The following is a 24,594-nucleotide window of genomic DNA, read 5'->3' on the forward strand; positions in this document are numbered from 1 at the left end:
TATATTTGGGCTCCAGACCCGTCGGGGACGTAGTTTCTGTCGCCTGACGTACTTCTTTGTTTATAACTTTCACAAGTTCTTTTGAACTGGGAGGAGCCCTGTGTCTAAGCCCCTTACAATTCCGACTCCTGCCTTGATCGTGCTGTCTCATCTGCGCTGGAACTTTGTTTACCAGCGCCCACAGCACCTGATGACCCGGGCGGCCAAAGACCGACGTGTGTATTACGTTGAAGAACCCATGTTTGGCGACTTTGCCAATCATTTCGAACTGGAACGAACCGAGTGCGGCGTCACCGTGTGTACGCCTTATCTGCAAGTTGGGCTGGCTCCCGCCGAGGCCCAGTCGATCACAGCCAAACTGCTGGCTGACCTGGTGGCCGAAGAACACCTCACCGAATACGACCTGTGGGTGTATTCCCCCATGGAACTGCCGGTTGCCGCACGTCTGAGTCCACGCGTCACGGTCTACGACTGCATGGATGAACTGGCCAACTTCAAAGGCGCGTCACCGGAATTGCGCCGACGTGAAGCCGCGCTGTTCCAGCAGGCCGATGTGGTCTTTACTGGCGGTCACCGGCTGTACGAGGCCAAATGCCTCCAGCACGGCAACGTTCACCCCTTCCCGTCCAGCGTGGAGGTCAGTCACTTTGCACAGGCCCGCGCCGGTCTGGCTGACCCGGCCGATCAAGCAACGCTGGCCCGGCCACGTCTCGGGTTCTATGGTGTAATCGACGAGCGTTTCGACATCGAACTGATTGGCGAAGTGGCCCGGCGCCGCCCGGAGTGGCAGTTCGTGCTGCTGGGCCCCGTGGTCAAAATCGACGAGGCAGAGCTCCCACGTGGCGAAAACCTGCACTATCTGGGGCAGAAGAAATACGCAGACCTGCCAGCTTATCTTGCCCACTGGGACGTGGCACTGCTACCCTTCGCCCTGAATGCATCGACCGAATTCATCAGCCCCACGAAGACTCCAGAGTATCTGGCAGCAGGTGTTCCCGTGGTATCCACGGGGATCTGCGACGTGATTCGTCCTTACGGCGACGGTGACATGGTACGAGTCGCTGATGGTGCCGACGCCTTTGAAGCAGCCTGCGCCGCTGCTCTGGCAGAAGCCGGCACCTCTGCAGCCAGGCTCCGGCAGGAGCGCGCGGACGCCTATCTGTCACAGCTTTCCTGGGACCTGACGTGGCAGGGCATGCGTGACGAACTTGAAGCAGCAGCTGTCCTGCACTCGGCGGTACCTCTGGCCGCTGGAGCAGCGTACTTCGAGGGCGCCGATGACTGAACCCCGGGAGATGCAGGCCCGGGACAACGGGAAAAGCTTCGATTACCTCATTGTGGGCGCCGGCTTTGCCGGAAGTGTGCTGGCCGAGCGGCTGGCAAACACTGGACGCCGGGTCCTGATCGTAGACCGCCGCCCCCATATCGGAGGCAACGCCTACGACTGCTACGACGACTCAGGCGTACTGATTCATCCGTATGGACCGCACATTTTCCATACCAACTCCAAGGACGTGTTCGAGTACCTGTCGCAGTTCACCGAGTGGCGCCCCTACCAGCACCGCGTACTGGCCAATGTCGATGGTCAGCTGCTGCCCATTCCGATCAACCTGGACACGGTCAACAAGCTGTACGGATTGAACCTGACGGCCTTTCAGGTGGAGGAATTCTTTGCCTCGGTGGCCGAGAAGGTCGACTCGGTCCGCACCAGCGAAGACGTTGTGGTCAGCAAAGTGGGCCGCGACCTGTACAACAAGTTCTTCCGGGGCTATACCCGCAAGCAGTGGGGCCTGGACCCCAGCGAACTCGACGCGAGCGTCACGGCCCGCGTCCCAACCCGCACCAACCGGGACGACCGGTACTTTGCCGATACCTATCAGGCCATGCCGCTGCACGGCTATACCCGCATGTTCCAGAACATGCTGTCGAGCCCGAACATCTCGGTGATGCTCAACACCGATTACCGTCAGATCGTGGATTTCATTCCGCACGGTCACCTGATCTACACGGGGCCTGTCGATGCGTTTTTTGACTTCTGCTACGGCAAACTGCCCTACCGCAGCCTGGAATTCCGCCACGAGACGCATGACGTGGATCAGCTGCTGCCCGTCGGGACTGTGAATTATCCCAACGATTACGGTTACACCCGCGTCAGTGAGTTCAAGCACATCACGGGGCAGCGGCATCATCAGACCAGCGTGGTGTACGAGTACCCGCAGGCTGAAGGGGATCCGTACTACCCGGTGCCCCGCCCGGAGAACGCTGAACTGTACAAGCGCTACGAGGCGCTGGCACAGCAGCGCAATGACGTGACCTTCGTGGGCCGTCTGGCAACCTACCGCTACTACAACATGGATCAGGTGGTGGCTCAGTCACTGGCCACCTTCCGCAAGCTGCAGGGCGAGAAGGAGTAGGCCTCTTGCAGGATATCCGGGTCAACTCATGGACCGAGTTGATGGAGGTTCTGCATGGAGAATCCTGGAATCCGGCGCTGAGGCGCTTCCGGTCACCGTATGTCTTCCGTGGTCAGGGGCACGACGCGCCCCTGACCACTTCGCTGCAACGGCTGGCCGGCAACACCCGGGATATCGAGCGGCATCTGGTCCGGGCCTTCCGGAAGTATGCCGAAGCGAATGTGAAGACCCGCGACCTGCTGTGGTACTGGCTGTCGCTGGGCCAGCATCATGGGCTGCCGACCCGGCTGCTGGACTGGACCTATTCTCCCCTGGTGGCTCTGCACTTTGCCACCGCTCAGGAAGAACGCTTCGACCAGGACGGCGTGATCTGGATGCTCAATGCCGGCCAGACCAATCAGGCCCTCCCTCAGGCACTGTCCGACCTGCTGCGCCGCGAGGGCGCCAGCGTGTTTACCGTGGACATGCTTGAACTCCTCGGCACGCAGGGACGGGACGCGCTGGCCTTTGATGCCGAGATGACCTGGCTTGACCGTATGGAGGCCGAATCCGGGCAACCTTTTTTGCTGTTCCTGGAGCCTCCCTCACTCGACCAGAGAATCGTGCAGCAGTCGGCCCTGTTTTCCGTGCTTTCTGACCCAGAAATGACCCTCGACGTCTGGCTTAGCGGGCGCGAAGGCGCGGCCCGGCGGATCATTCTTCCCGCTGCGCTGAAGTGGGAGGTGCGCGACAAGCTCGACGGCTCCAACATCACTGAGCGAACCTTGTTTCCAGATCTTAATGGGCTGAGTCAGTGGCTCCGGCGGTACTACCGACTGCGCGATGACGGAGTCCCTAGTCCTGATGAACCTGCACCAGAATCGGATCGCCGGCAACAGCACTAGGTCTGTGAGGCGCTCAGCACATGCAACAATCTGAGTATCCGCTCTGGAGGCACTTTGAAAAAATTCTGGTCTGATAATGCGCTCAGTATTGTCCTGATGATTTTCTTTTTCGTGTTGTGGGCTGGTCAGGCGATCAGTGGGTGGGCGGTCCATAACCAGGAGCTGGAAGAATTAAAACAGCGGAGCCTGAGCTTGGGCGAATACTTGCTCTCGTCACACTTCTGGTCCACTACCACCGAAAATTGGGAAAGCGAATTTTTACAGATGGCGGCGTTTGTCGTCCTGACGGTCTATCTCAGGCAGCGTGGATCCGCCGAATCCAATCCTTACCCTGAGGAGGAGACTAAAGAACAGCGTGAAAAGAACAGGCGTGACAGTGCCGTTCGCGGCTTCTGGAAACGAAACTCCCTGACAGTGACGCTGTTCGGACTTTTTTTCATATCTTTGCTGCTGCACTTTGTCAGCTCGATGCGCAATTTCAACCACGAGCGTCTGGCACAGGGCCATGATCCACTTCCCCTGGGCGAGTTCCTTAAAGAACCCACCTTCTGGTTTGAATCTGCCCAGAACTGGCAAAGCGAGTTTCTGGCAGTCACCGCCATCGTTGTACTCACCATTTTCCTGCGTCAAATCGGGTCTTCACAGTCCAAGGCTCTGGACGACCCCAATGAGAAAACAGGCGATTCATAACCCGGGAACTTCTTTAGCAGCCTGACTTCGGGAGCTATCCACGTTCTGAGACCTCTGGCTCATGATGGCTTGGGATAAGCCGAGAAGGATCGATAGTAGATGTAAAAAGCCCAGGTACGTGCGAAAGGCACTTGACTGGAACAGTCTGAGAAGCTGATCCGGCCGCCCATGGGACGCCGGGTCGTTCCATAGAGGGCTCTGGCAGTTTCAGAATTATCGGGAGCATGACGGAGCAGCAGGCACTCAGCATTATTGAATGCCGGGCCTCCGATCGGCAGCCCGTCATCACGGCATAAACCTCGACTTCACCGTGACAGAGCGGCCGACATCAGTTGTGCTTTGTCAGCACATTGGACTCGTGAAAAGTACCAATGTGCAAAAGGGCTTACAGTCCGTGACTGCCAGAGTTAAAGACGTCCCAGAACCTCGCACGCTGCCTTGTTTACTCCATCTTTAGCCAAATCAAGAACAGCGCAAGTTTTTTCGCTGACAGACTTTGCAGAATCTGTGTTTACGGCGTCTCAGACAACTCTAGCTTCTTTTAATGCCTGATCAGGATCCACCCGGGCACTGAAACGGAGACCCCCTATGAATGATGCCGCACCTACGCCCCTTACTCCACGTCCCATGCGGGTAATTGAAAAACAGATCTACCGCGGACCCAACGTTTACGGGTACGAGCCGATGATCCGTTTCCAGCTGGACCTGGGTGATCTGGAACAGTATCCGACCAGTGCCCTGCCTGGATTTACTGAAGCCCTGGTCTCATTGCTGCCGTCTCTGCACAACCACGGCTGTTCCTACAAGGAGCCTGGAGGCCTGATCCGCCGGATGCAGGACGGAACCTGGCTTGGACACGTCACCGAACATGTTGCATTGGACCTGCAATCCCTGGTCGGTGGCCGCGTCACCTACGGCAAGACCCGTTCGGTCAAGGGCCAGCCAGGGGTCTACAACGTGCTGTATACCTACCGCGAAGAGCGCCTGGGTCTGGCAGCCGGAGCGGTAGCGCTCCGGCTGGTGGACAGTCTGCTGCCGGAGCACCTGCGAGGAGTTCAAGGCGTGGAGCTGCTCGTGCCGGCTGGTGAGGAGCCTTTCTTTGCCAGCTCGCCTTTTGATTTTGAAGCCGAGGTCAGTGCCCTGCGCCGGTTGGCCAAACGCTACACCCTGGGGCCCACCACGCAGTCGCTGGTCAGTGAGGCAGAAAAACGGGGCATTCCCCATCTGCGCCTGGATGACGCCAGCCTGGTTCAGCTGGGGTACGGCCGGCACCAGCAGCTGGTGCGGGCCAGTATCACCGGACAGACGGCTCACATTGCCACCATGACTGCCAGTGACAAGTCCCTGACCAAGGCGTTACTTGACCGCGCCGGACTGCCGGTTCCGCGTGGAGCTGTCGTCCGGACGGCGGAAGACGCGGTGGCCGCAGCGCGCCGGCTGCGTGGGCCAGTAGTGACCAAGCCCCTGGACGGCAATCACGGCCGGGGAGTCTCGATCGAGCTGACCGAAGATGAGCAGGTCCGCCAGGGTTTCGCTGAGGCCCGGCAGCACAGCCGTGACGTGGTGGTCGAGCAGTACTTTCAGGGCAACGACCACCGGGTGCTCGTCATCAACGGCGAAGTTGTGGCTGTGGCCGAGCGGATTCCGGCACACGTGGTCGGTGACGGTACCCGCACCATCGAGGCGCTGGTCGAGGAAGTCAACCGGGACCCCAGGCGCGGCGAGGGCCACGAGAACATCATGACGCGCATCCGCATTGACGAGCACGTGCTGGGACTGCTGGCCAAGGCCGGCTGGACCCTGCAGAGCGTGCCGCCCGCCGGACAGACCGTTTTTCTGCGCGACACGGCCAACCTGTCCACGGGCGGCACCGCCGTGGACCGCACGGACGTCATTCATCCAGACAACATCACTGTGGCGCGGCGTGCCGCCAAGGTGATCGGTCTGGACGTCGCGGGAATCGACCTGATCAGCCCGGACATCTCGCGCTCTGTACACGAGACAGGCGGCGGCATCGTGGAAGTGAACGCGGCTCCCGGGTTCCGGATGCACCTGCAACCGTCGGAAGGCACGCCGCGCAATGTGGCCGCTCCGGTGCTGGACATGCTGTTTCCCCCGGGCGTGCCGTGCCGCATGCCAATTATTTCCATCACCGGCACCAACGGAAAAAGCACTACATCACGCATGGTGGCGCACATCCTGCAGCAAAGCGGGAAGGTCGTCGGCCTGACCACTTCGAACGGCATTTACATCGGTGGCGAGCAGGTCGTCAGCGGTGACACCACCGGTCCCAAAAGCGCGAAGGTGGTTCTGAGTGACCCAAGCGTGGAAGTTGCTGTCCTTGAAACGGCGCGCGGCGGGATCCTCCGGGAGGGCCTGGGCTTCGCGACCTGTGACGTAGGAGCAGTCCTGAACATTCAGCCGGACCATCTGGGCCTCAAGGGGATCGAGACCATTGAAGACCTGGCCTGGGTCAAGTCTCTGATTGTCGAGGTCGTGTCCAGAAACGGTGCGAGTGTGCTGAACGCGGACGATCCCCTGACGCTGAAAATGCGTCGCAAGGCGCGGGGAGAAATCATTCTGTTCTCTATGTGCGGCGGCGGAGCCTACTCGGCCGAGCTTAAGGAGCACATCGGCGGGGGCGGCACCGCCATCGTGCGCGAACCCACCGTGCTGGGCGACGAACTGGTGCTGTACCAGGACGACCGGCGCCAGCCGATCATGCGCGCCCGGGACATTCCTGCCACACTGGGCGGGTTCGCCCAGGTAAACGTGCAGAACGCGCTGGCCGCAGCGGCAATCGCCGTGGCTCAGCAGGTACCGTTACAGATGATCCGCTCAGCGCTCAGCAGCTTCTCCACGTCCTTCGAGCTCAGTCCCGGCCGCCTGAACCTGTATGACGGCCATCCGTTCCGGGTGCTGCTCGACTACGCGCATAACCCTACCGGCATGGAGCATCTCAGAGAACTGATCGGCCATCTGCGCCCCCCCAAGGGCCGCGTGATCGGCGTGATGGGTGTTGCTGGCGACCGCCGAGACGAGGACATCGTGCGGATGGGAGAGCTGGCTGCACAAGCCTTTGATGTCCTGATTGTGCGGGAGGACGAGCTGCGCCGCGGCAGGGCTGTCGGAGAAGGTGCCCGCCTGATTGAGGAAGGCGCCCTGCGCGGCGGTCTGGACTCAGCCCATATGCAGACCATCCTTGATGAGCCGTCTGCAGTGGACGCCGCCCTTCGCCTGGCCGTGCCGGGTGACCTGGTGGTCCTGCTGGCCACCGAGGTTGAAGCCACCTGGCAGCAGATGCGTGACTTTGACAGCTCAAGTGCCCTGGCCGAGCCTGAACTTGCTTATTCGGCCTGGGCAAAAGGATCTCATGACTGAAAATTCTGTAACCAGGGCGCGCTGGGCCATCATGGTTCATGGCGGCGCCCACGAAGTTCCCGCCGATCAGCAGGACGCCGCCCGGGACGGCTGCCTGGCAGCGCTGCAGGCCGGACGGTCTGTACTGGAAGCTGGCGGAAGCGCCGTCGACGCAGTCGAGGCGGCAGTTCGCGTTCTGGAGGACCGTCCGGTCTTCAATGCCGGATACGGCTCGGCTCAGAACGAGGACGGCGAAGTGGAGACCCAGGCGTCGGTGATGGACGGGCGTACGCTGGACGTGGGCGCCGTGGCAGCGCTTAAAGGCGTGCGGAACCCGGTCAAGGTCGCAGCCCGCCTGCTGCGTGACGAGGCCATCCTGCTGGTGGGCGACGGGGCCAACCGCTTTGCCCGTGAATGCAGCGCAGAGCTGTGTGACCCAAACGACCTGATTGCTTCCGATGCCGCGAAGCGGACGTGCGATACGGTCGGCTGCGTGGCTCTGGACGCCCAGGGACACGTGGCTGCCGCCGTGTCTACCGGAGGCCTCGACGGGCAACGGGTCGGACGCGTAGGCGATTCCCCACAGCCTGGTTGCGGGTTTTACGCCGAGGACAAAGTAGGCGCAGTCGCCCTGACCGGTGAGGGCGAGCGCATCGCCCGGATGATGAGCGCCGGCCGCATTATGGGCCGTCTGGCCGCGGAGGCTGGCCCGGCTGAGGCCATCGAAGCGACGCTCAGCGAAATGACGGCCCGTATCGGCGGCGAGGCAGGTGGGATCGCGCTGACTGCGGATGGTCAGCTGGGCTGGTGGCACAACAGCCCCCATATGCCGGTCGCGTTTGAGGCAGCCGGCAGCGAGGGACCAAAGGTCTATCTGACGAAACAGGAGGAGGGAGCACATGGAACTACCCCACGCTGAACGGTGCGCCCTTCCGGGCAAAGGCACGCTGGTGATTATCGGTGGTCATGAGGACAAGGAAGACTCGCGCGAGATCCTGAAGGAAGTGGCCCGGTTATCCGGTGGAGGCAAGCTGGTGATCGCCACGGTGGCTTCACATACCCGCGAAGGGTACTTCGAGAGCTACCAGAAAGGCTTTGAAGGCCTGGATGTAAGTGAGCTGGTCGAACTGTACCTGGACGAACGGTCGGACGCCAGCAAGACGTCAGCCCTGGACAAACTTCAGGGAGCTACTGGAGTGCTCTTTTCCGGAGGCGATCAGCTCAGGATTACCAGCCTGATTGCAGACACTCCGGTAGAAAAGTGCCTTCGCGAAATCTACCTGGAAGGCGGAGTCATCGCCGGCACGTCGGCTGGGGCATCAATGATGTGCGAGACCATGCTCGTCAAGGGCCGCAGCGAGGAAACCTACCGCGTGGGCGAGCTCCAGATGGCTCCTGGCCTGGGCCTGATCCGCGGCGTGATCATTGACCAGCATTTTGCAGAACGTGGGCGGATGGGACGCCTGCTGGGCGCGGTCGCTCAGAATCCCCGGGTTCTGGGGATCGGGATTGACGAAGATACCGCCATCGTGGTGCGGGGAGATTGCTTCACGGTGATCGGGAGCGGCGGCGTCTATGTGGCTGACGGCTCTGGGGTCACGCACTCCAACGTGGCGGAGGCGCGCACCGGAGAGACCCTGTCGATTCACGACGTGCGCCTGCATGTCCTGGCGGCCGGCGATACCTATGACCTTCGGGCACGCGAACCTGGGCTTCCGGCGGCTAAAGAGGCCGAAGAGCAACGCCAGTGACCAGATCATGGCGCTCTGGAAGGGCCTTTCCCGAATCCGCGACCATGAGCGCAGTCTTGTCAATAACGCCATGGCCCGGGCGTTGGCCTCATGAAAGGATTCACCCATGACCAGACTGTCTGACCCTGCTTCGGTTGCACGTCCGCCTGCACTGGGGGCCTCCACGGGGCCGGAAGGCACGACCTTCCGGCTGTGGAGCACCCAGGCGCAGGAGGCCGCGTTGCTGGTGTACGACGGTGACCACACTTCCCGCCGCTCTTTGAACGCTGCAGGCGGCGGCGTGTTCGAAGGCACCTTTGCCGACCTTGGACCCGGCACGCGCTACAAGTTTGAAGTTGGTGGACAGGCCTTTCCTGATCCGTATGCCCGCTGGTTGCCTGAGGGCGTCCATGGCCCCGCGGTGGTGTGGGAAAGCCGCTACAGGGCACGGCACCGCGCTCCGCAGCGTCAGCGGCATGAACTGGTGATCTACGAAATGCACGTGGGCACCTTCACGCCCGGGGGCACCTACCGGGCAGCGGCAGAGCGGTTGGGGCACTTGCAGGAACTTGGCGTCACTGCCATTGAACTGCTGCCGTTATCCGCCTTTCCGGGGCAGCGTGGATGGGGGTACGACGGAGTCGCGCATTTTGCTCCTTTCGCGCCCTATGGGCCACCGGAAGACCTTCAGGCGTTTATCGACGAGGCCCACGGTCACGGGCTGCTGGTGCTGCTGGATATGGTGTACAACCATTTCGGTCCGGACGGAAACTATCTGGGGGCTTACAGCCCGGAATATTTCAATCCGGAGCACCAGACCCCCTGGGGGGCGGCGCCGGACTACACGCAACCCCTCATGCGGCAGCTGGCCCTCGACTCGGCGGACCACTGGCTGCGCACCTACGGATTCGATGGCTTCCGGCTGGACGCCACTCACGAGATCGTAGATACCAGCGAAAAGCACATCCTCGCGGAACTGGCCGAGCGGACACACGCCCTGGGTCAGGAACGGGGAGCTCCGACCTACGTCTTCTGCGAGGACGACCGCAATTTTCCGCCGCTGGTGCAGGAAAACGGTGTCGACGGCATCTGGACCGATGATTTTCATCATCAGGTGCGCGTGGTGCTGACGGGTGAGCAGGACGGGTATTACGCGGCCTATCCACCGGACGTGGCTGACCTGGCACGCTGTATCGAGCGCGGATGGCTGTACGAAGGCCAGCCCTGGCCGCTGAGCGGCAAACCGCGGGGGCGCGCTGCCGATGGCCTGGAGGCTCCGGCCTTCGTGTACTGCATTCAGAATCATGACCAGATCGGTAACCGGGCCACCGGCGACCGCCTTCAGGAAACTGCCGGTGACGAAGGCTTCCTGGCGGCCAGCGCACTGCTGCTGTTTCTGCCCATGACACCCTTGTTGTTCCAGGGACAGGAATGGATGGCCAGCACGCCGTTTCAGTTCTTTTCCGATTTCCCCGGTGAGCTGGGGCGGCAGGTCACCGAGGGGCGCCTGGCCGAGTTTGCAGGCTTTAAGGGTTTCGGCGCGCACGCGGTACCTGATCCTCAGGCCGAATCCACCTATGTGCACAGCACCTTGAACTGGGCCGAGCTTGAGGACGTCCGGCACGCCCGTGTCCTGGAGGTCTACCGCCGGCTTCTGCGGCTGCGCCGCGAGGACCCGGTGATGAACCATGCTTCACGAGGCGAGCTGCTGGCGGGGTCTGCCGGCCCGGTACTTTGGGCGGAACGTCGGCTTGGCGACCAGCGCCGCCTGCTGGTGGTCAACTTTGGCCACGAAGACATGGAAGCATACGAATCGCTGCCGTTCAGCCTCGATCAGGCTCATGAACTTCTGCGTACCTCAGAAGCCGGCTCAGGCATCCCGGCTCGCAGCGCTGCCATTTTCGCTCTGTCTGGTTCCTGAACCTGCTGCTCTACAGACCAGCACTGGTTCTCTCGTATCCACTATGAGTGGGCAACGAGAGGAGCACCTGCGTGAACACGCAGGTGCTCCTCTCGTTGCTGGACCCCTCTTAGCGGCGCCGGCGCTGCCCGCTGAGCAGGAAGACAGCCAGAAACAACATGCCCGCCAGCACCCGGGTTCTCCAGGGGTCCGGCTGACCGGCCTGGGCAGGGGCCACGGGCACTGGACGGGTCAGGTACCAGCCCTGCACTGGCCGCGCCGCCTCGTCGAAGTTCTTGGCCAGCCGGTGCAGCGACGCCATGAGTTCAGGGCCGGACATGGGATGGCCGTGCCCGGTAGCGGCCATCTCCGGATTCAAGGCCGACAGAAGGTGGACCGACTCTTTGGCTGCGTCCCAGTTTGGGGTGTAGTAGGCCGGTGGGCCCTGAACCACGGTCGGCTGTAACAGCAGTGCTCCACGAACCGTCTCCTGATGCGTGGTGACGAAGGCGTCTCCAGCGATGAGTGACCGGTCGCGGTCACGCCACAGCGAGACGTGACCGGAGGTATGCCCAGGAGTGTGCAGCCAGCGCCATTCAGGCAGGTGAGGCACCGCCCCGGTTTCGGGCAGAGCGCTGACCTGCAGGTCAAAGGGACCAGGAACAAAGGCGGGAGACAGCAGACTCATAACGCCGCCTACCGTGGGGTCCGGGAACGGATAGGGGGCCACGTTGTTGACATGAGGCAGCTCCAGGGAGTGCGCGTACACCGGCACGTTCCAGGCGACTTTCAGGGCCTTGAGGGCGCCGATATGGTCCAGATGCCCATGCGTGAGGACGATAGCCTCCGGCGGACGCTCGCCATGAATCTTTCGGGCGGCGGCCTGGATCAGGCCAGCAGTCCCCGGCAGTCCTGCATCGACCAGAACCCACGGTTCCCCCGGAAGGCCCAGAAGATACACGTTGACCATAGGCAGACGAACACGCACCACGTCTGGGCGCAACTGTTGCGTACCGCCAAAGGTGGATACGGGCGGGTGGTGCGGCAGGCGCTCGAGCGGTTGGGTCATGGGCAGCGACCTCCTGAAGGTCAAGGAAAATCGGGCAGAGTGCACACGCACTCATTCCCTGCGGATCACTGAGCAACAAGATGGGCGCGTGAACCTGGCTCGAGCGGACACCTTGTCGGTCTCTGACCCAAAGCCGGCGGCGTAAATCAGTTGGCACCACCCTGAGGCGTTTGCACTCTCCGTTCTGTGTGTCGGACACAGGTAGGCGGGCAGCGCACAACTCTATAGGGCGTTGATCAGTTCCTGGTGGGTCATGTTGAGGTGTACCTGGCTGTCTACGTGGGACACGGCCGACAGGGGCAGGTGATGGGCCCGGCCGTCTGGATCAGTGGTCTGCAGGTATGGTCCAGACGTGCTGATGACGTGACCATGAACGTAGCTATCGGAACAGACCACCTCCATGCCTGGTTGAACATCGGGGTGCGGATCGTTGTCGGAATAGGTCATAGGTCTCCTCTCTTCGGCGGTGCCTGATCACGGGGTGACCGGCTGTTCTCCTGTATGAGACATTCGGAGGCGCAGGTACGATAGGGACGCCGGGTCGTCGTGGAGCAGGAAAGCAGCGAAACAACTCATCCAAAACGTCGAAGAGTTCCGGGGCCAGCTCAAGTGCCCAAAAGACCAAACTTGGCACAATACCCTCTCAATTCATCGTGAAACCTTTCTGCAATAGGCCCCAGCGATACAAAGCAGTGATGATCCACCAAGGTGGTCCAGGTTCATACTCTTTGGTTCGTGTGGGCAGGCACCCTAAGGTGTTACGGAGAGCAGCGAACAGTCAGGTTCACGAGGACTGAAGACTGCTCTGACGCTCACGGTCCTCGGCGATTTCTCCGAGTAAGAACAGCGTCGGAGGCCAGTGGCCAATGAACAGTCCGTTGCGTTCCTTATCGGCACTCTCGCTGGTCAGGAACTGCGAGGCGCTGAGGGCGATTGAAGCAAAACCAAGCGTGTAAAAGACAGTAGAAAGTTTCATACGGTCACCTTTCTGTGGACTTGAAGACCACAACATTGCGGAGGAGAAAGAGGCTGAGAGCACCTGCCTTCGGGCATATTCAGTCAGATTCCGAACCCTCCTCCGTGCCTGTCCACAAGTGCGGCCCCAGCCCTACCCCGACTTCTATGCTCGTCCTAGTGCTCCCTGAGGAGGTCAGCCCAAAAGTCGGACAGTTTGATGGAAGAAAGCTTCCTGGGACGGACCTACGCACGGGCTTCTCCCTTGCAGGGAGTGAATCGCTTGCTTGTTAATAGTGCCGAACAATAAGTCTTCGACGAGCCGGGGGACTGACGGCTTCTGCACAGCGTCACGGATGTACCGGACAGACATATGAGGTTCTCATGCAAGGTGTATAGAGACAGCCCATAAGCATTCTTAACCTGACACATCCAACGGCGACCGCCTGTCGCTTCTGAGCTGCTTGACGGCTCACTAAGGCTCTGTACCCACAAAGTTCTTCTGGCTTGGCTGTGCGTCCTTCCCGAATCAGCCCGATGAAAGAAGCCAGGGAACCAAGTTTGCCAAAGGAAAAAGCAGCGCTTTGGTCAGTGGCTATCAGTGTCGTGGCTGAAGGCGTCGCAGAGCAGCGTGAGCTCGGCGTTCTGCAGGGGCTGCGCTGCACCCATGCCCAGGGGTACTACCTGTCGCGGCCGACAGAAGCAGCAAGCTTCGAGATTCACTGAGTACCGGTTTACGCGCAACGATATCAACGACAACTCAGCCGCCGCGACAGTGCTGTGGGATGACGGTGAATCATAAGCAGCTCCCATGAAACGACACGCTGGGCAACTTCATATGCGCCTGCTTGGGCCGGCTCTTTCTAGAATAGACGCTTCAGGTATAAGACTTCTGGGCTTTTATTCCTGCGGCATATCAGGAAATTCGCGGCGGTTCCCGAGAAAAGTGCTCGGGTACCTCCCAAGTTCAAACAGTGCCTAAACATTGACAGAACAATAGTTTTAGGACAACCTAAAACATGTTTTCTCGTGTTCTCTCTTGCAGCCTCTGCCTTCTGGCTAGTACGGCCGCAGCATCCGCAACAGGGACCCAGGTCGGTGACCTGCGCCGGGCGCACCTCCGCGGACGGGCCTTTAAAATGACCACCACGGTCAATATGGTTGGTGACCTTGCACGGGTGGTTGGAGGACAACGGGTCACCGTGACTGCATTAATGGGCACTGTTGGAAATCCACATCTGTATGAGGCGACAGCGCGCAATGTTCGCAAGTTGGTCAGCTCGGATCTGGTGCTGTGCTCGGGGCTGCACCTGAAAGGCAAGGTGACGGAACTGCTGGAAAAATACCGGCTGGCCGGGGGATTCGGCAGTGTTCAGGGGCTGTACGACCCCCATGTGTGGTTCGACGCGAGCTTGTGGAAAATGGCTGCAACCACCCGTAAACCCTTGAGCGCCGTCGGTTCCGTAGACCGCGCGATCTCTCACCGCAACACGGCCGCGCACCTCCGCCACATAAACTCGCTGGATAAGGAGGTGATGGCCCTCGTGCAGGCTGTTCCCCGCCAGCAGCGGGTGGTGGTGACTGCGCATGATGCGCTCAATTATTTCGGGCAGCGGTATGGACCGGAGGTTCGCGGCGTGCAGGGGATGTCAACCGCCCCGGAAGCCGGAACGCGCGATATTCCGGAAGTTGCGCGCCTTGTGGTTCAGCGGCGCATCCCCGCCCTGTTCGTGAAGAGCAGCGTGCCCCAGCGGACCATTAAAGCCGTGGTCGCAGCAGTCCGGGACCAGGGACACCGGGTCCGGGTTGGTGGTCAGCTGTTCAGCGACGCTCTGGGAAGTCGTGGCACACCTCAGGGATTCTCCCTGGGTAGGGTCAGCCATAACTCACGTGCAATCAGCAGCGCCTTAAGGGGGAAATGACATGACTGCCGGACCTGTACCAGCTCCACTGACGGTACGTGACCTGACGGTCGCCTATCACGAACAGCCTGTCCTCTGGGACGTGGATGTGACGTTTCCGGCCGGCCGGCTGTGTGCCATTGTCGGGCCCAACGGTGCGGGCAAAAGCACCTTGCTCAAGGCCTCGTTGGGCCTGCTGCCGGTGGCGTCCGGAACGGTTCGTTTTTTCGGTGAACCTCTGGCACAGGTCCGGCATAGAGTCGCGTACGTGCCGCAGCGTACGAGCGTGGACTGGGACTTTCCGACCGACGCGCTGGATGTTGTGAGCATGGGACTGTACGGCCGGGTGGGCTGGTTCCGGCGCTTAAGGCGGGCTGAGCGGCAGCTGGCCATGGACGCGCTGGAGCGGGTCCACCTGGCGGACCTCGCCGGGCGTCAGATCTCACAGCTCTCCGGTGGGCAGCAGCAGCGGGTGTTTCTGGCACGGGCCCTGGCCCAGGACGCCGAGGTCTATCTGATGGACGAACCATTCGCGGGCGTCGACGCGACCACCGAACGGGCCATCCTGGATGTGATGCAGGACCTGCAGCGGGCCGGCCGGACGGTGATCGTCGTGCACCATGACCTGGATACGGTCCGGGATTACTTCGACCATCTGACACTGCTGAACGTCGAGGTGGTTGCCAACGGAGCGCTCAATGAGGTGTTTCAGCCGGAACTGCTGCAACGGGCGTACGGCGCCCGGACCCGCTTCCTGCGTGACCTGCTTGCCACCGGAGGCGCTTAAGTGGGCGGCCTGACCGAACTGCTGACCGACTACACCCTGCGGAACGTGGCGCTGGGCAGTGCGCTGCTGGGCATTACAGGCGGCGTGATCGGTGGGTTTACCATGCTGCGGCGGCAGAGCCTGCTGGGCGACGCTGTGGCCCACGCCGCGCTGCCAGGGGTCTGCCTCGCCTTTCTGCTGACCGGGACCAAGGCGCCGCTGTGGCTGCTGCTGGGCGGCGGCCTGAGTGGCTGGCTGGGCGCGCTGGCGGTGCTGGCGGTCCTGCGCCAGACCAGGTTGTCGGAAGATGCAGCGCTGGGAACAGTACTTTCTGGATTCTTCGGCTTCGGCATCACGCTGCTGACCTATATCCAGGGAGGCGACAATGCCAACCAGGCTGGACTGGACAAGTTCCTGTTCGGACAGGCGGCCACCATCGTGGCGGCCGACGTCACCACCATGGCGGTTCTGGCTGCAGTCGGGCTCGGAACGGTGGCCCTGCTGTTCAAGGAATTCAAGCTCCTGAGTTTCGATCCGACCTACGCCGCGACCCTCGGATATCCCACAGGGCGGCTGGGGGCCCTCCTGACCTCCCTGGCTGTGGTCGCAGTGATGATCGGGCTGCAGACCGTGGGCGTGGTGCTGATGGCTGCGATGCTGATCGCGCCCCCAGCCGCGGCACGTCAGTGGACCGATCACCTGGGACATATGCTGGGGCTCAGTGCACTGTTCGGGGCCGCCGCCGGTGTCAGTGGGGCAGTGATCTCCGCCGGCACGGCCAACCTGCCCACCGGGCCGGTGATTATTGTGGTCGCCAGCGTACTGCTGCTGGTGTCGCTGCTGTTCGCGCCGCGCCGTGGTCTGGTCTGGGCCGGACTGGCTCACCGCCGCCGGGCACAGGCACTGCGCCGGCACACCCGCGCCACCCCCGAGGCCCAGCCATGAACCCCGACGTGGTGATTATCCTGACCGCCGCGCTGGTCGCCGTGGCAGGGAGCCTGCTCGGCGTCTTCCTGGTGCTGCGCCGTCAGAGCATGATGAGTGACGCCATCAGCCACTCGGTCCTGCCCGGAATCGTGGGAGCATTCTGGATCTCGGGAGGCAGCGCGACCCTGCCGGCCCTGGTGGGAGCCGCCATGGTCGGGCTGCTGACTGTAGGCAGCGTGCAGTTGCTGGAGCGCAGCGGGCGCCTGAAAGCCGACGCAGCGATCGGGGTCGTATTTCCGCTGCTGTTCTCGGTAGGCGTCATTCTGGTCTCGCTGTATTTCCGCGACGTCCACCTGGACCTCGACGCAGTGCTGTACGGGGAGATTGCCTACGCCCCGCTCAACACCCTTGTGCTGGGGGGGCGAGAAGTCCCAGAGTCTCTGCTGCTGATGGGCGGCCTGGCCGCGCTCAACTTTATCTTTGTCACAGCGCTGTTCAAGGAGCTGAAAGTCTCAACGTTCGATCCTGGGCTCGCGGCCACCCTGGGCTTTGTCCCCGCCGCCCTGCACTACGCCCTGATGACTCTGCTGTCGTTCACCACCGTGGGGGCTTTTCAGTCCGTGGGCGCCGTTTTGATCGTGGCGTTCGTCATTATTCCGCCTGCCTGCGCCTTTTTGCTCACGCAGCGACTGGCTGTCATGCTGTGGCTTTCTGCGGGCATCGGAGTGCTGGCCAGCGCTGCCGGGTATGGCTTGGCTCTGTGGCTTAACAGCAGCATTGCTGGCATGATCGCCACCGTGCTGGGCGTGATTTTCGTGGCCTGCGTCCTGTTCTCGCCGCTCCAGGGTCTGGTTGCCACCCAACAGCGGCGCTCGCGTCAGCGCCAGGAGTTCAGCGCCCGGCTGCTGCTCACGGCCCTGCATGAGCAGACCCTGGCGCCCACCGTGTCTGAGCTGGCCAGCCGCCTGGAGTGGACGCCGGCGCTGGTCGGACCGGCCCTGGCGCACGCCCTGCGCGCCGGGTGGCTCGTCGAACGCAGTGGGCGCTTCGAACTGACCGAGCAGGGCCGGCTGATCCAGCACGCCTCATTCAGAGATGTTTCTTGAAAAAGGCCACGCTGCGCCGAAGCGCAACCCCAAGGTTCTGGCTGAGGTTGTGGTCGTCTCCTTCATAGCGGTAAGCCTCGACCGGCTGCCCAGCCGCCCGCAGGTCGTTGGCCAGAGCCTTCTGGAAGCTGTAGGGAACGTCCTTGTCTGCCGTGCCGTGATGCAGCTGTATGGGGCGGCCGCGCAGGTCCTCTAAGGCGCTGTTGGGGCTGAGCAGCCGCAGGTAGCGCCGGTTCAGACCGTCGATCACTGGAGGCGGCGTCTGTGGCGACCGCTTCCAGTCCGTCGCCAGCACGTCATAGCCAGCCACCACACCGGCCCACAGCGACGCCGCCTTGAGGTCAGGATCCACCAACAGAGCCCGCAGGCTGAGCTGCCCGCCCATGCTGTGGCCCCACAATCCCAGGCGCTTCGGATTGACGCGCGGGTCTTTCTTGAGACTAGCGGCGGCGTTCAGCACATCGACCGTATATCCGGGGTCGTAATAGCCGCCTCGCGCTTCGCCCTCACTGCTGCCGTGGCCGCGGTAATCACTTTTCAGGGTCACGAACCCGGCCCGTGCGAACGCATCCTGATAGGCCACATAGCGCTCAGTCGTGCGGTACTCGTCCGGCGGAATGTAGCCGTGATTAAACACGATGGCCGGCCAGCCCCCTTTAGGTGGTGGACCAGCCGGAACGGTCAGCAGGGCATAGATGGTCAGTCCTTCGGACTGGTACGACACCACCTGACGGCTGTAGTTCACTCCGGCATTCAGTGTTCGCACCACCTTCAGGGCGCTGCCGGGAAACTTCCTGGCACGCAGGGCCTGAAGACTGATGGGCTGCCGCGCCACAAACGCTTCAATGGCCTCGTCGGTCACGCGGCCCAGGGGATCGGTGCGCAGGGTGCTGCCGTCAGTCGGGCCCGGTGTACCGGGCGACGGTGCGCCAGGTTCGGACGCCTGCCAAGGTAAGGAAAATGGCAGCGTGTCCGGCCGGGTCACAACAACATAGGCGCCCCCCAGAACCAGCAGCACGGCGATCAGCCGAAGCAGCGCGCTCACAGCCGGTCGCGGAAGAAGGCTACGCTCCGCTGCAGGGCCACGCCCAGATTCCGGCTCAGGTTATGGTCGTCTCCGGGATACACGTAGTGCTGCACGGATTTCCCGGCCCTGCGAAGCTGCTGGGCCAGGCTGTTATGGAAGGCCACTGGAACCTCGGCGTCGGCGGCTCCGATATGCAGCTGTACCGGGCCTCCCAGGTCCTTCAGAAAACTGTTGGCACTAAGCGAATTCCAGAAGGCGGGGTTCTTGTCGGGCGTTCCATATTTGGCCACGGCCTGCTTCCGTAGGTTCAGGACCCGCTGCGGAATCGTGGCAGGCGGGCGGTTGTTCCAGCTGTTCATCATCTGGTCGTAATTCCCGACCACGCCGGCCCAGATCACGCCGGCCTTCACGCTCCGGTCAATCACCATGGCCCGCAGTGTCAGAAAGCCGCCCATGCTGTGCCCCCACATTCCGATTCGCGCGGCGTTGACCCGCGGGTCTTTCTTGAGACTGCTCAGGGCATTCATGACATCGGTGGTGTAGCCGGGCGTGTAGTAGGCGCCCAACGCTTCGCCCTCACTGCTGCCGTGACCGCGGTAATCACTTTTCAGGGTCACGAACCCCGCTCGTGCAAAAGCGTCCTGGTAAGCCGCGTAGCGCTCGGTGGTGCGGTAGACATTGGGCGGAATGTAGCCGTGATTAAACACGATGGCCGGCCAGCCCCCTTTGGGTGGTGGACCAGCCGGAACGGTCAGCAGGGCATAGATGGTCAGTCCTTCGGACTGGTACGACACCACCTGACGGCTGTAGTTCACCCCGGCATTCAGTGTTCGCACCACCTTCAGGGCGCTGCCGGGATAGGCCCTGGACCGGGCCTTGGCGATACTCAGGTCAGCGGCGTCCACCCTGGCCAGGGCGGCCGCGCTCTGCGCCAGGGCGGGGGCACTCAGGAGATGTCCGAGCAGCACAAAAGGCAGCACGTGAAATTTCATTCGGTCAGCGTAGGGGGCGCTGCGCAGTCCGATGGAAACGCGATGCCGGTTCTGTTCTTGAGAAAAAGCTGGGAAAGCGCTCAGAAGCTCCGTATCCAGGTGATGCATGGAAAAGTCCCCGGCAGAGCGCCGGGGACAGGTCAGGGAGCGATAGCTACCCGGGCGTTAGCGCAGGCCACCGCTCAACACGGCTGCCAGGCGGCGTGTGGCGGCCTTCTGCAGTTCGTCCAGAGTCTCGGTCGCCTCGCGCTGCATGGCTTTCCAGCGGTCCACCTCACGGCCTTCACGACCGGTTTCACGCACCACGGCGGAACTGACGGCAAAGTGGGCTTCAGGCAGCTGGTTCAGGGCGTCGCCAGCGCCGCTGTGGCGGGCGCCGAGCAGGGCGCCAAGCATGCCCACCTGGTTGCTGCGCTCCATCAGTTCACGCTGAAAGGTGCGGTCCTTGATAGAGGTGATGACGTCCCAGGCGGCGTCAGCCAGGGCCGTGGCAGGCGTGGCAGGCCGGTGGACTTCTACGGCCAGCGTCTCGCCCTGGCGCCAGGTGCGGGTCCAGGTCTGGGCTGCACCCGGGGTCCAGTGGGTCTCAAAATCACGGGCGTCCTCAATCAGAACCCGGAGCTGGCCCAGGCCGGGCCGCAGGGTCACGCGGTGGCCTTCCGGGAGAATGCCCCATTCACTGCGGCCTTCGGGCCCTGGCGCCTGCATGCTGGCATAGGTGCCGGCGATAGCCCGCGCTCCATCGGACAGCTGAGCGCGCGGCGCACCGTCGACCAGCAGAGCAATGTCACTGGGCACACCGTCCGTGTGAATCAGACGCGCAGAGTGCTGCAGGTGCAGCAGCCCCAGGCCCCAGCGGTCATGGGCCAGGCGGAGCTCCTGAGTCAGCTGGGCCTCCAGGGTGGTGTCGTCGGCGCCACTGTCGGCGAGCGCCTGCACGTCACTCTGGAGACCTGCGGTGGCCACCAGCTCTGCAAAGCGGGCCAGGGGGTTGACGCTGGAAGTAACGGGTTCAGTTGGGGTCGCCTTGCGGCGGGTAGTTTTGGTCATAGGATTCCCTCTCGTGATCTGGGTGATGGTCCGTAGTGGGACGCTTGTGCACCGTGCCTCGACTCGCAACAGCATTCTGTATAAAACAGAATTCTATGGCCTTAATTATGACATATTTTGACTGGCTCTGCGCGTTGCGGCGCGGCTGTCAGCGCACTTCACGAGCATCGAGACCATGCCACGAAGAACTCCGGGGCCAGCAGCCGTCTGCTGCGCGTAGCATGTGGCGCGTGACTTTAACCCGTACAAGCCCCGCCGATGGCGAGGCGCCGCCTCAGGCGCTCAGCATAGGCCTGTTGCTGGTAATTCTGATTGTCGCCTTCGAGGCCATGGCCGTCAGCACGGTCCTGCCCCGGGTGGCCAACCAGCTGCAGGGCCTGAGCTGGTATGGCTGGGCCTCCAGCGCCTTTCTGCTGGCCAGCCTGTTTGGCGCGGTGGTCAGCGGCCTGCTGAGTGACCGCCGTGGCCTCGCCCTGGGGGCAGGGATTTCCCTGGGCGTGTTTGCCGCCGGACTGCTGGTGTCGGGGCTGGCACCAGACATGCCAGCCTTCGTGCTGGGCCGCTTCATCCAGGGACTGGGAGCAGGTGGGTTGGGAGCGCTGCCCTTTGCCGTGATCACGGCCCGCTACCCGGAAGCCAGACGTGCGCGGATGCTGGCGGCCGTGTCCAGCGCCTGGCTGCTGCCAGCCCTGGTCGGTCCGCTGCTGGCCAGCTTGATGGCCGACCACTGGTCCTGGCGGACCGTGTTCTGGGGGTTGATCCCGGTGCTGGCCCTGGCCGGCCCGCTTTGCGTGCTGCCGCTGCGCGCGCCAGCCTCTGCGCCGCAAAGTTCAGCAGAAGAGCCGGCCACAGCCAGTCATCCCCGCACGCTGTGGCCGGCCCTGGCCCTGACCATCTCCGCCGGCGCACTGATTGAGGGCCTGCGCCGCGCTGACCTGCCGGGAGCGGTCATGATAGGTGCGGGGCTGGCCGGGACACTGCTCAGCGCACGTCCGCTGTTTCCCAGAGGCATGGGACGGCTGGCCCGGGGTCTGCCGTCAGCCCTGGTACTGCGTGGATTTGCCGCGTTCGCGGTGCTGGGCGCCAACGCCTTTCTGCCCCTGGCGCTGCACGAACTGCGCGGCCTGAGCCTCACACAGGCTGGGGTGCTGCTCAGCGTGGGCGGCGTGGCCTGGACTGTGGGGTCGTGGGTCACTGACCAGCTGGAACGCCGTTCTGGTCCAGAGAGCCGCCCGGTTCGTATCCGTGCAGGTCTTGTGCTGATCAGCCTCGGTCTGGGTGTAACGGCACTTTCAGCAATGGGCGTGTGGCCTCTGTGGAGCGCCTATCTGGGCTGGTGCGTGACCGCACTGAGCATGGGCGTGGCCTACAACGCCAACAGCCTGCTCGCCCTATCGAGTGTTCCGGCCGGGGGAGCGGGCCGGCTTTCCGGGCAGCTGGCCAATATCGAGGTGCTGATGGTGGCGCTGGCCGCCGGCGCTTCAGGAGCGCTGCTGGCCCGGGTGCCGTCGCTGCCCACGGCCTTTGCTCTGGCCTTTGGATTGATGCTGCTGGGCTCGATGGTGCCGTGGGTGGCCGCGACCCGGCTGCGGCAGGTGTAAGCGGCTCGCGGCGGTGACGTGAAGCCACCGTGCGGGGTGCCTGCTGTGATCCGGACAGCAGATGTCGAACCCGGTCGCAAGGCCCTCAGGGCCGCCACATGCGATAGTAACGGTCATCCATCCCTGGGCAACGAGCCCGAATTCAAGGAGACCTTATGCTGGATTATTTTCAGGCCCGTTCCCTGCTGGGCCCCGACGAACAGCTGGTAATGCAGAGCGTCCGCAGTTACGTTGACGGACAACTGATGCCGCGCATCGGTGAATGGTGGGACAGCGGCGAACTGCCGGTGCGCGAACTGATGCGTGAGCTGGGTGCCCAGGGCCTGCTGGGACCAACCACACCAGAGGAATACGGCGGTGCCGGGGCGTCGTACAGCGCCTACGGCGCCATGATGTACGAACTGGAGCGCTGCGACAGCGGCCTGCGCAGCGCCGCGAGCGTGCAGGGCAGCCTGGTGATGTATCCGATCCTGACCTACGGCAGTGAGGAGCAAAAACGTCAATACCTACCTGGACTCGCCTCCGGCGAGCTGATCGGCTGCTTCGGCCTGACCGAGCCCGACGGCGGCAGCGACCCCGGCGCCATGCGTACCCGTGCGCGTCGCGACGGTGACGACTATGTCCTGAACGGCAATAAAATGTGGATTACCAACAGCCCCGTGGCGGATTTCGCCGTGGTGTGGGCCAAGGACGATGAGGGTGTGGTCCGTGGCTTCATCGTGCCCCGCGACGCCAGGGGCTTCTCCACGCCCAAGATTCACCGCAAGATGAGCCTGCGCGCTTCAGTGACCGGAGAGATCGTGCTGCAGGACTGCCGCATTCCTGCGGCGAACCTCCTTCCCGGTTCGGGTGGCCTCAAGTCGCCGCTCTCCTGCCTGACGTCTGCGCGTTACGGCATTGCCTGGGGAGCTATGGGCGCGCTGGAGTCGGTGTATGAGACGGCACTGGAATACACCACCGGCCGCCAGACCTTCGGCCAGCCCATCGCTTCACGTCAGCTGGTTCAGGACAAGCTGGTCCGGATGGTTACCGACCACACGGCAGGGCTGTTGCTGGCTGTGCAGCTTGGCGCACTGAAAGACGCCGGTCGCATGGCACCCACCCAGGTTTCGTTGGCCAAGCGCAACAACGTCCGGGTCGCACTGACGGGAGCGCGGCTGGCACGCGAGCTGCTCGGCGGAAACGGCATTACCACCGAGTACCCGGTGATTCGCCATATGCTCAACCTGGAAACCGTCGACACCTATGAAGGCACGCATGACATTCACACCCTGATCGTAGGTCGGGACGTGACGGGCTTGAACGCTCTGGGATGAGGCGAACGCATGGCTGAGGGCATGCCCCTATCTGAGGATGTTTTCAGGGGGTCGTCTTGCCTTATGCGGTGTGGTCGCGCGCTGAACGGAAACAGCGCCCTTGTAGTAAAGAGAGCAGCGCAGCTATGGTCAGCCAGCTGCGCTGCTCTTTCTGCCACTGTCTCTGATGAAATAGCGCTTTCAGCAAAGCCAGAACATCGATATCTGACCGTATGAGCAGGCGTTTATACGCTTAGACATTCCAGGCTCATCCTGAAACAAACTTAAATTTGAACGAAGGAGGACGAATGCGGTCAGGCGTTAATCTCAGCGGCCTTCTCAACACCGGTCAGGTCAGATAGATAAAAAAAGATATCTCCACCTGACAAGCTCTGTTCCTTAGCTATGTAAATGTACTACGGATGTAATGCTTCGAAGGAGTCTTTACAAAAAAAGACGGCCCGAAGGCCGCCGGAGTCTCGCGCGAATTAACGGTGAGTATTGGTGGTCGTGTTTGAGTGCACGACAGGCTCCTTGCGGCGCAGACCAGCAAGTCCGGCCAGACCAAGCAGACCCAGCCAGCCCCAATCCATCCCGTCACGATCGGTTTCAGTCTCCGTGGTTGTGGTTGCAGTGCTGGTGTCTGTGCCCGCAGTATCTGCAAACGCAGGGGCAAGGCCAAGGGCAGCTACCAACAGCGCAGTCTTTGTTACGTTTTTCATGGGTGTACCTCCGTGAATGAGAGACCGGTAATGTCGATCTACCTGGATAGGCAGCATTACACGTGTTCATCAGAAGGACCACCCCGAAATGCTTGGGGAAAAGTCAATGTAATCTTTATGGGAATTGGTCAGCCATCCCCTTTAGTCTGTCGTTTAGTGAAAAATTCGGCGAGTCGTGGGTTGTCTCTCGTCTGAGTCACTGTCAT

At 62.3% G+C, this 24,594-nt stretch carries 22 protein-coding genes; 15 read left to right on the forward strand and 7 right to left on the reverse strand.

Features of this window, described 5'->3' with window-relative positions:
• The first annotated feature begins 100 nt into the window (after positions 1 to 100).
• From DEIDE_RS15435 to treZ, 8 genes are all read left to right on the forward strand, one after another.
• The gene (locus DEIDE_RS15435; protein WP_012695260.1) at positions 101 to 1,285 is read left to right on the forward strand and encodes a glycosyltransferase family 1 protein; all 1,185 of its coding nucleotides are present in this window, start codon (positions 101 to 103) and stop codon (positions 1,283 to 1,285) included.
• On the forward strand, positions 1,278 to 2,414 hold the full coding sequence (gene glf, locus DEIDE_RS15440; RefSeq protein WP_012695261.1) for a UDP-galactopyranose mutase: 1,137 nt from the start codon (positions 1,278 to 1,280) through the stop codon (positions 2,412 to 2,414). The genes DEIDE_RS15435 and glf overlap by 8 nt, the downstream gene beginning before the upstream one ends.
• A gap of 5 nt (positions 2,415 to 2,419) precedes the next feature.
• Positions 2,420 to 3,298 (forward strand): FRG domain-containing protein, encoded by an 879-nt coding sequence (locus DEIDE_RS15445; protein WP_012695262.1) that lies wholly within the window; start codon positions 2,420 to 2,422, stop codon positions 3,296 to 3,298.
• A gap of 54 nt (positions 3,299 to 3,352) precedes the next feature.
• Positions 3,353 to 3,988, forward strand: a complete 636-nt coding sequence (locus DEIDE_RS15450) for a DUF6766 family protein (protein ID WP_012695263.1) — start codon at positions 3,353 to 3,355, stop codon at positions 3,986 to 3,988.
• A 588-nt stretch (positions 3,989 to 4,576) separates the two neighbouring features.
• On the forward strand, positions 4,577 to 7,369 hold the full coding sequence (gene cphA, locus DEIDE_RS15455) for a cyanophycin synthetase (RefSeq protein ID WP_242403008.1): 2,793 nt from the start codon (positions 4,577 to 4,579) through the stop codon (positions 7,367 to 7,369).
• Positions 7,362 to 8,267 (forward strand): isoaspartyl peptidase/L-asparaginase family protein, encoded by a 906-nt coding sequence (locus DEIDE_RS15460; protein ID WP_012695265.1) that lies wholly within the window; start codon positions 7,362 to 7,364, stop codon positions 8,265 to 8,267. The genes cphA and DEIDE_RS15460 overlap by 8 nt, the downstream gene beginning before the upstream one ends.
• A complete protein-coding gene (locus tag DEIDE_RS15465) occupies positions 8,248 to 9,099 on the forward strand; it encodes a cyanophycinase (RefSeq protein WP_012695266.1) in 852 nt (283 codons plus the stop codon). The genes DEIDE_RS15460 and DEIDE_RS15465 overlap by 20 nt, the downstream gene beginning before the upstream one ends.
• Positions 9,100 to 9,205: 106 nt before the next feature.
• Entirely contained in the window at positions 9,206 to 10,999 is a 1,794-nt protein-coding gene (gene treZ / locus DEIDE_RS15470) for a malto-oligosyltrehalose trehalohydrolase (RefSeq protein ID WP_012695267.1), read from the forward strand.
• 109 nt (positions 11,000 to 11,108) lie between these two features.
• On the opposite strand, the gene DEIDE_RS15475 is transcribed toward treZ, so the two are convergent.
• The 3 genes from DEIDE_RS15475 to DEIDE_RS15485 all read right to left on the reverse strand — a co-directional run bounded on the left by DEIDE_RS15475 (position 11,109) and on the right by DEIDE_RS15485 (position 13,023).
• The gene (locus DEIDE_RS15475) at positions 11,109 to 12,047 is read right to left on the reverse strand and encodes an MBL fold metallo-hydrolase (protein ID WP_012695268.1); all 939 of its coding nucleotides are present in this window, start codon (positions 12,045 to 12,047) and stop codon (positions 11,109 to 11,111) included.
• Positions 12,048 to 12,269: 222 nt separating this feature from the next.
• Positions 12,270 to 12,494 carry a DUF2171 domain-containing protein gene (locus tag DEIDE_RS15480; RefSeq protein ID WP_012695269.1) on the reverse strand — a complete coding sequence of 75 codons (225 nt, stop codon included), beginning with the start codon at positions 12,492 to 12,494 and terminating at the stop codon, positions 12,270 to 12,272.
• Between the two features lie 337 nt (positions 12,495 to 12,831).
• The gene (locus DEIDE_RS15485) at positions 12,832 to 13,023 is read right to left on the reverse strand and encodes a hypothetical protein (RefSeq protein ID WP_012695270.1); all 192 of its coding nucleotides are present in this window, start codon (positions 13,021 to 13,023) and stop codon (positions 12,832 to 12,834) included.
• Positions 13,024 to 13,592: 569 nt separating this feature from the next.
• Between DEIDE_RS15485 and DEIDE_RS19810 the strand changes: the two genes are divergently transcribed.
• The 5 genes from DEIDE_RS19810 (at position 13,593) to DEIDE_RS15505 (ending at position 17,701) form a co-directional block, all read left to right on the forward strand.
• Positions 13,593 to 13,727 (forward strand): hypothetical protein, encoded by a 135-nt coding sequence (locus tag DEIDE_RS19810; protein WP_275040578.1) that lies wholly within the window; start codon positions 13,593 to 13,595, stop codon positions 13,725 to 13,727.
• A 413-nt stretch (positions 13,728 to 14,140) separates the two neighbouring features.
• Positions 14,141 to 14,923: a metal ABC transporter solute-binding protein, Zn/Mn family gene (locus DEIDE_RS15490; RefSeq protein ID WP_049760559.1), complete on the forward strand. Its 783-nt coding sequence runs from the start codon at positions 14,141 to 14,143 to the stop codon at positions 14,921 to 14,923.
• Between the two features lies 1 nt (position 14,924).
• Positions 14,925 to 15,689: a metal ABC transporter ATP-binding protein gene (locus tag DEIDE_RS15495; protein WP_012695272.1), complete on the forward strand. Its 765-nt coding sequence runs from the start codon at positions 14,925 to 14,927 to the stop codon at positions 15,687 to 15,689.
• Positions 15,690 to 16,613 carry a metal ABC transporter permease gene (locus DEIDE_RS15500; RefSeq protein WP_012695273.1) on the forward strand — a complete coding sequence of 308 codons (924 nt, stop codon included), beginning with the start codon at positions 15,690 to 15,692 and terminating at the stop codon, positions 16,611 to 16,613.
• Positions 16,610 to 17,701: a metal ABC transporter permease gene (locus tag DEIDE_RS15505; protein WP_012695274.1), complete on the forward strand. Its 1,092-nt coding sequence runs from the start codon at positions 16,610 to 16,612 to the stop codon at positions 17,699 to 17,701. Before DEIDE_RS15500 ends, DEIDE_RS15505 begins: the two co-directional genes overlap by 4 nt.
• Here DEIDE_RS15505 and DEIDE_RS15510 read toward each other — a convergent pair.
• The 3 genes from DEIDE_RS15510 to DEIDE_RS15520 all read right to left on the reverse strand — a co-directional run bounded on the left by DEIDE_RS15510 (position 17,685) and on the right by DEIDE_RS15520 (position 20,770).
• Positions 17,685 to 18,746 (reverse strand): alpha/beta hydrolase family protein, encoded by a 1,062-nt coding sequence (locus DEIDE_RS15510; RefSeq protein WP_012695275.1) that lies wholly within the window; start codon positions 18,744 to 18,746, stop codon positions 17,685 to 17,687. The two genes, DEIDE_RS15505 and DEIDE_RS15510, sit on opposite strands and share 17 nt — an antisense overlap.
• Entirely contained in the window at positions 18,743 to 19,720 is a 978-nt protein-coding gene (locus DEIDE_RS15515; protein WP_162485702.1) for an alpha/beta hydrolase family protein, read from the reverse strand. Before DEIDE_RS15515 ends, DEIDE_RS15510 begins: the two co-directional genes overlap by 4 nt.
• A gap of 165 nt (positions 19,721 to 19,885) precedes the next feature.
• On the reverse strand, positions 19,886 to 20,770 hold the full coding sequence (locus DEIDE_RS15520) for a hypothetical protein (RefSeq protein ID WP_012695277.1): 885 nt from the start codon (positions 20,768 to 20,770) through the stop codon (positions 19,886 to 19,888).
• A 221-nt stretch (positions 20,771 to 20,991) separates the two neighbouring features.
• Here DEIDE_RS15520 and DEIDE_RS15525 point away from each other — a divergent pair, with 221 nt between their 5' ends.
• Positions 20,992 to 22,371, forward strand: coding sequence for an MFS transporter (locus DEIDE_RS15525; RefSeq protein WP_162485703.1), 1,380 nt, complete (start codon positions 20,992 to 20,994; stop codon positions 22,369 to 22,371).
• A gap of 155 nt (positions 22,372 to 22,526) precedes the next feature.
• A complete protein-coding gene (locus tag DEIDE_RS15530; RefSeq protein WP_012695279.1) occupies positions 22,527 to 23,687 on the forward strand; it encodes an acyl-CoA dehydrogenase family protein in 1,161 nt (386 codons plus the stop codon).
• A gap of 467 nt (positions 23,688 to 24,154) precedes the next feature.
• On the opposite strand, the gene DEIDE_RS15535 is transcribed toward DEIDE_RS15530, so the two are convergent.
• The gene (locus DEIDE_RS15535) at positions 24,155 to 24,388 is read right to left on the reverse strand and encodes a WGxxGxxG family protein (protein ID WP_041227879.1); all 234 of its coding nucleotides are present in this window, start codon (positions 24,386 to 24,388) and stop codon (positions 24,155 to 24,157) included.
• Between the last annotated feature and the right edge of the window lie 206 nt (positions 24,389 to 24,594).

This window comes from Deinococcus deserti VCD115 (assembly GCF_000020685.1).
GTDB lineage: Bacteria > Deinococcota > Deinococci > Deinococcales > Deinococcaceae > Deinococcus > Deinococcus deserti.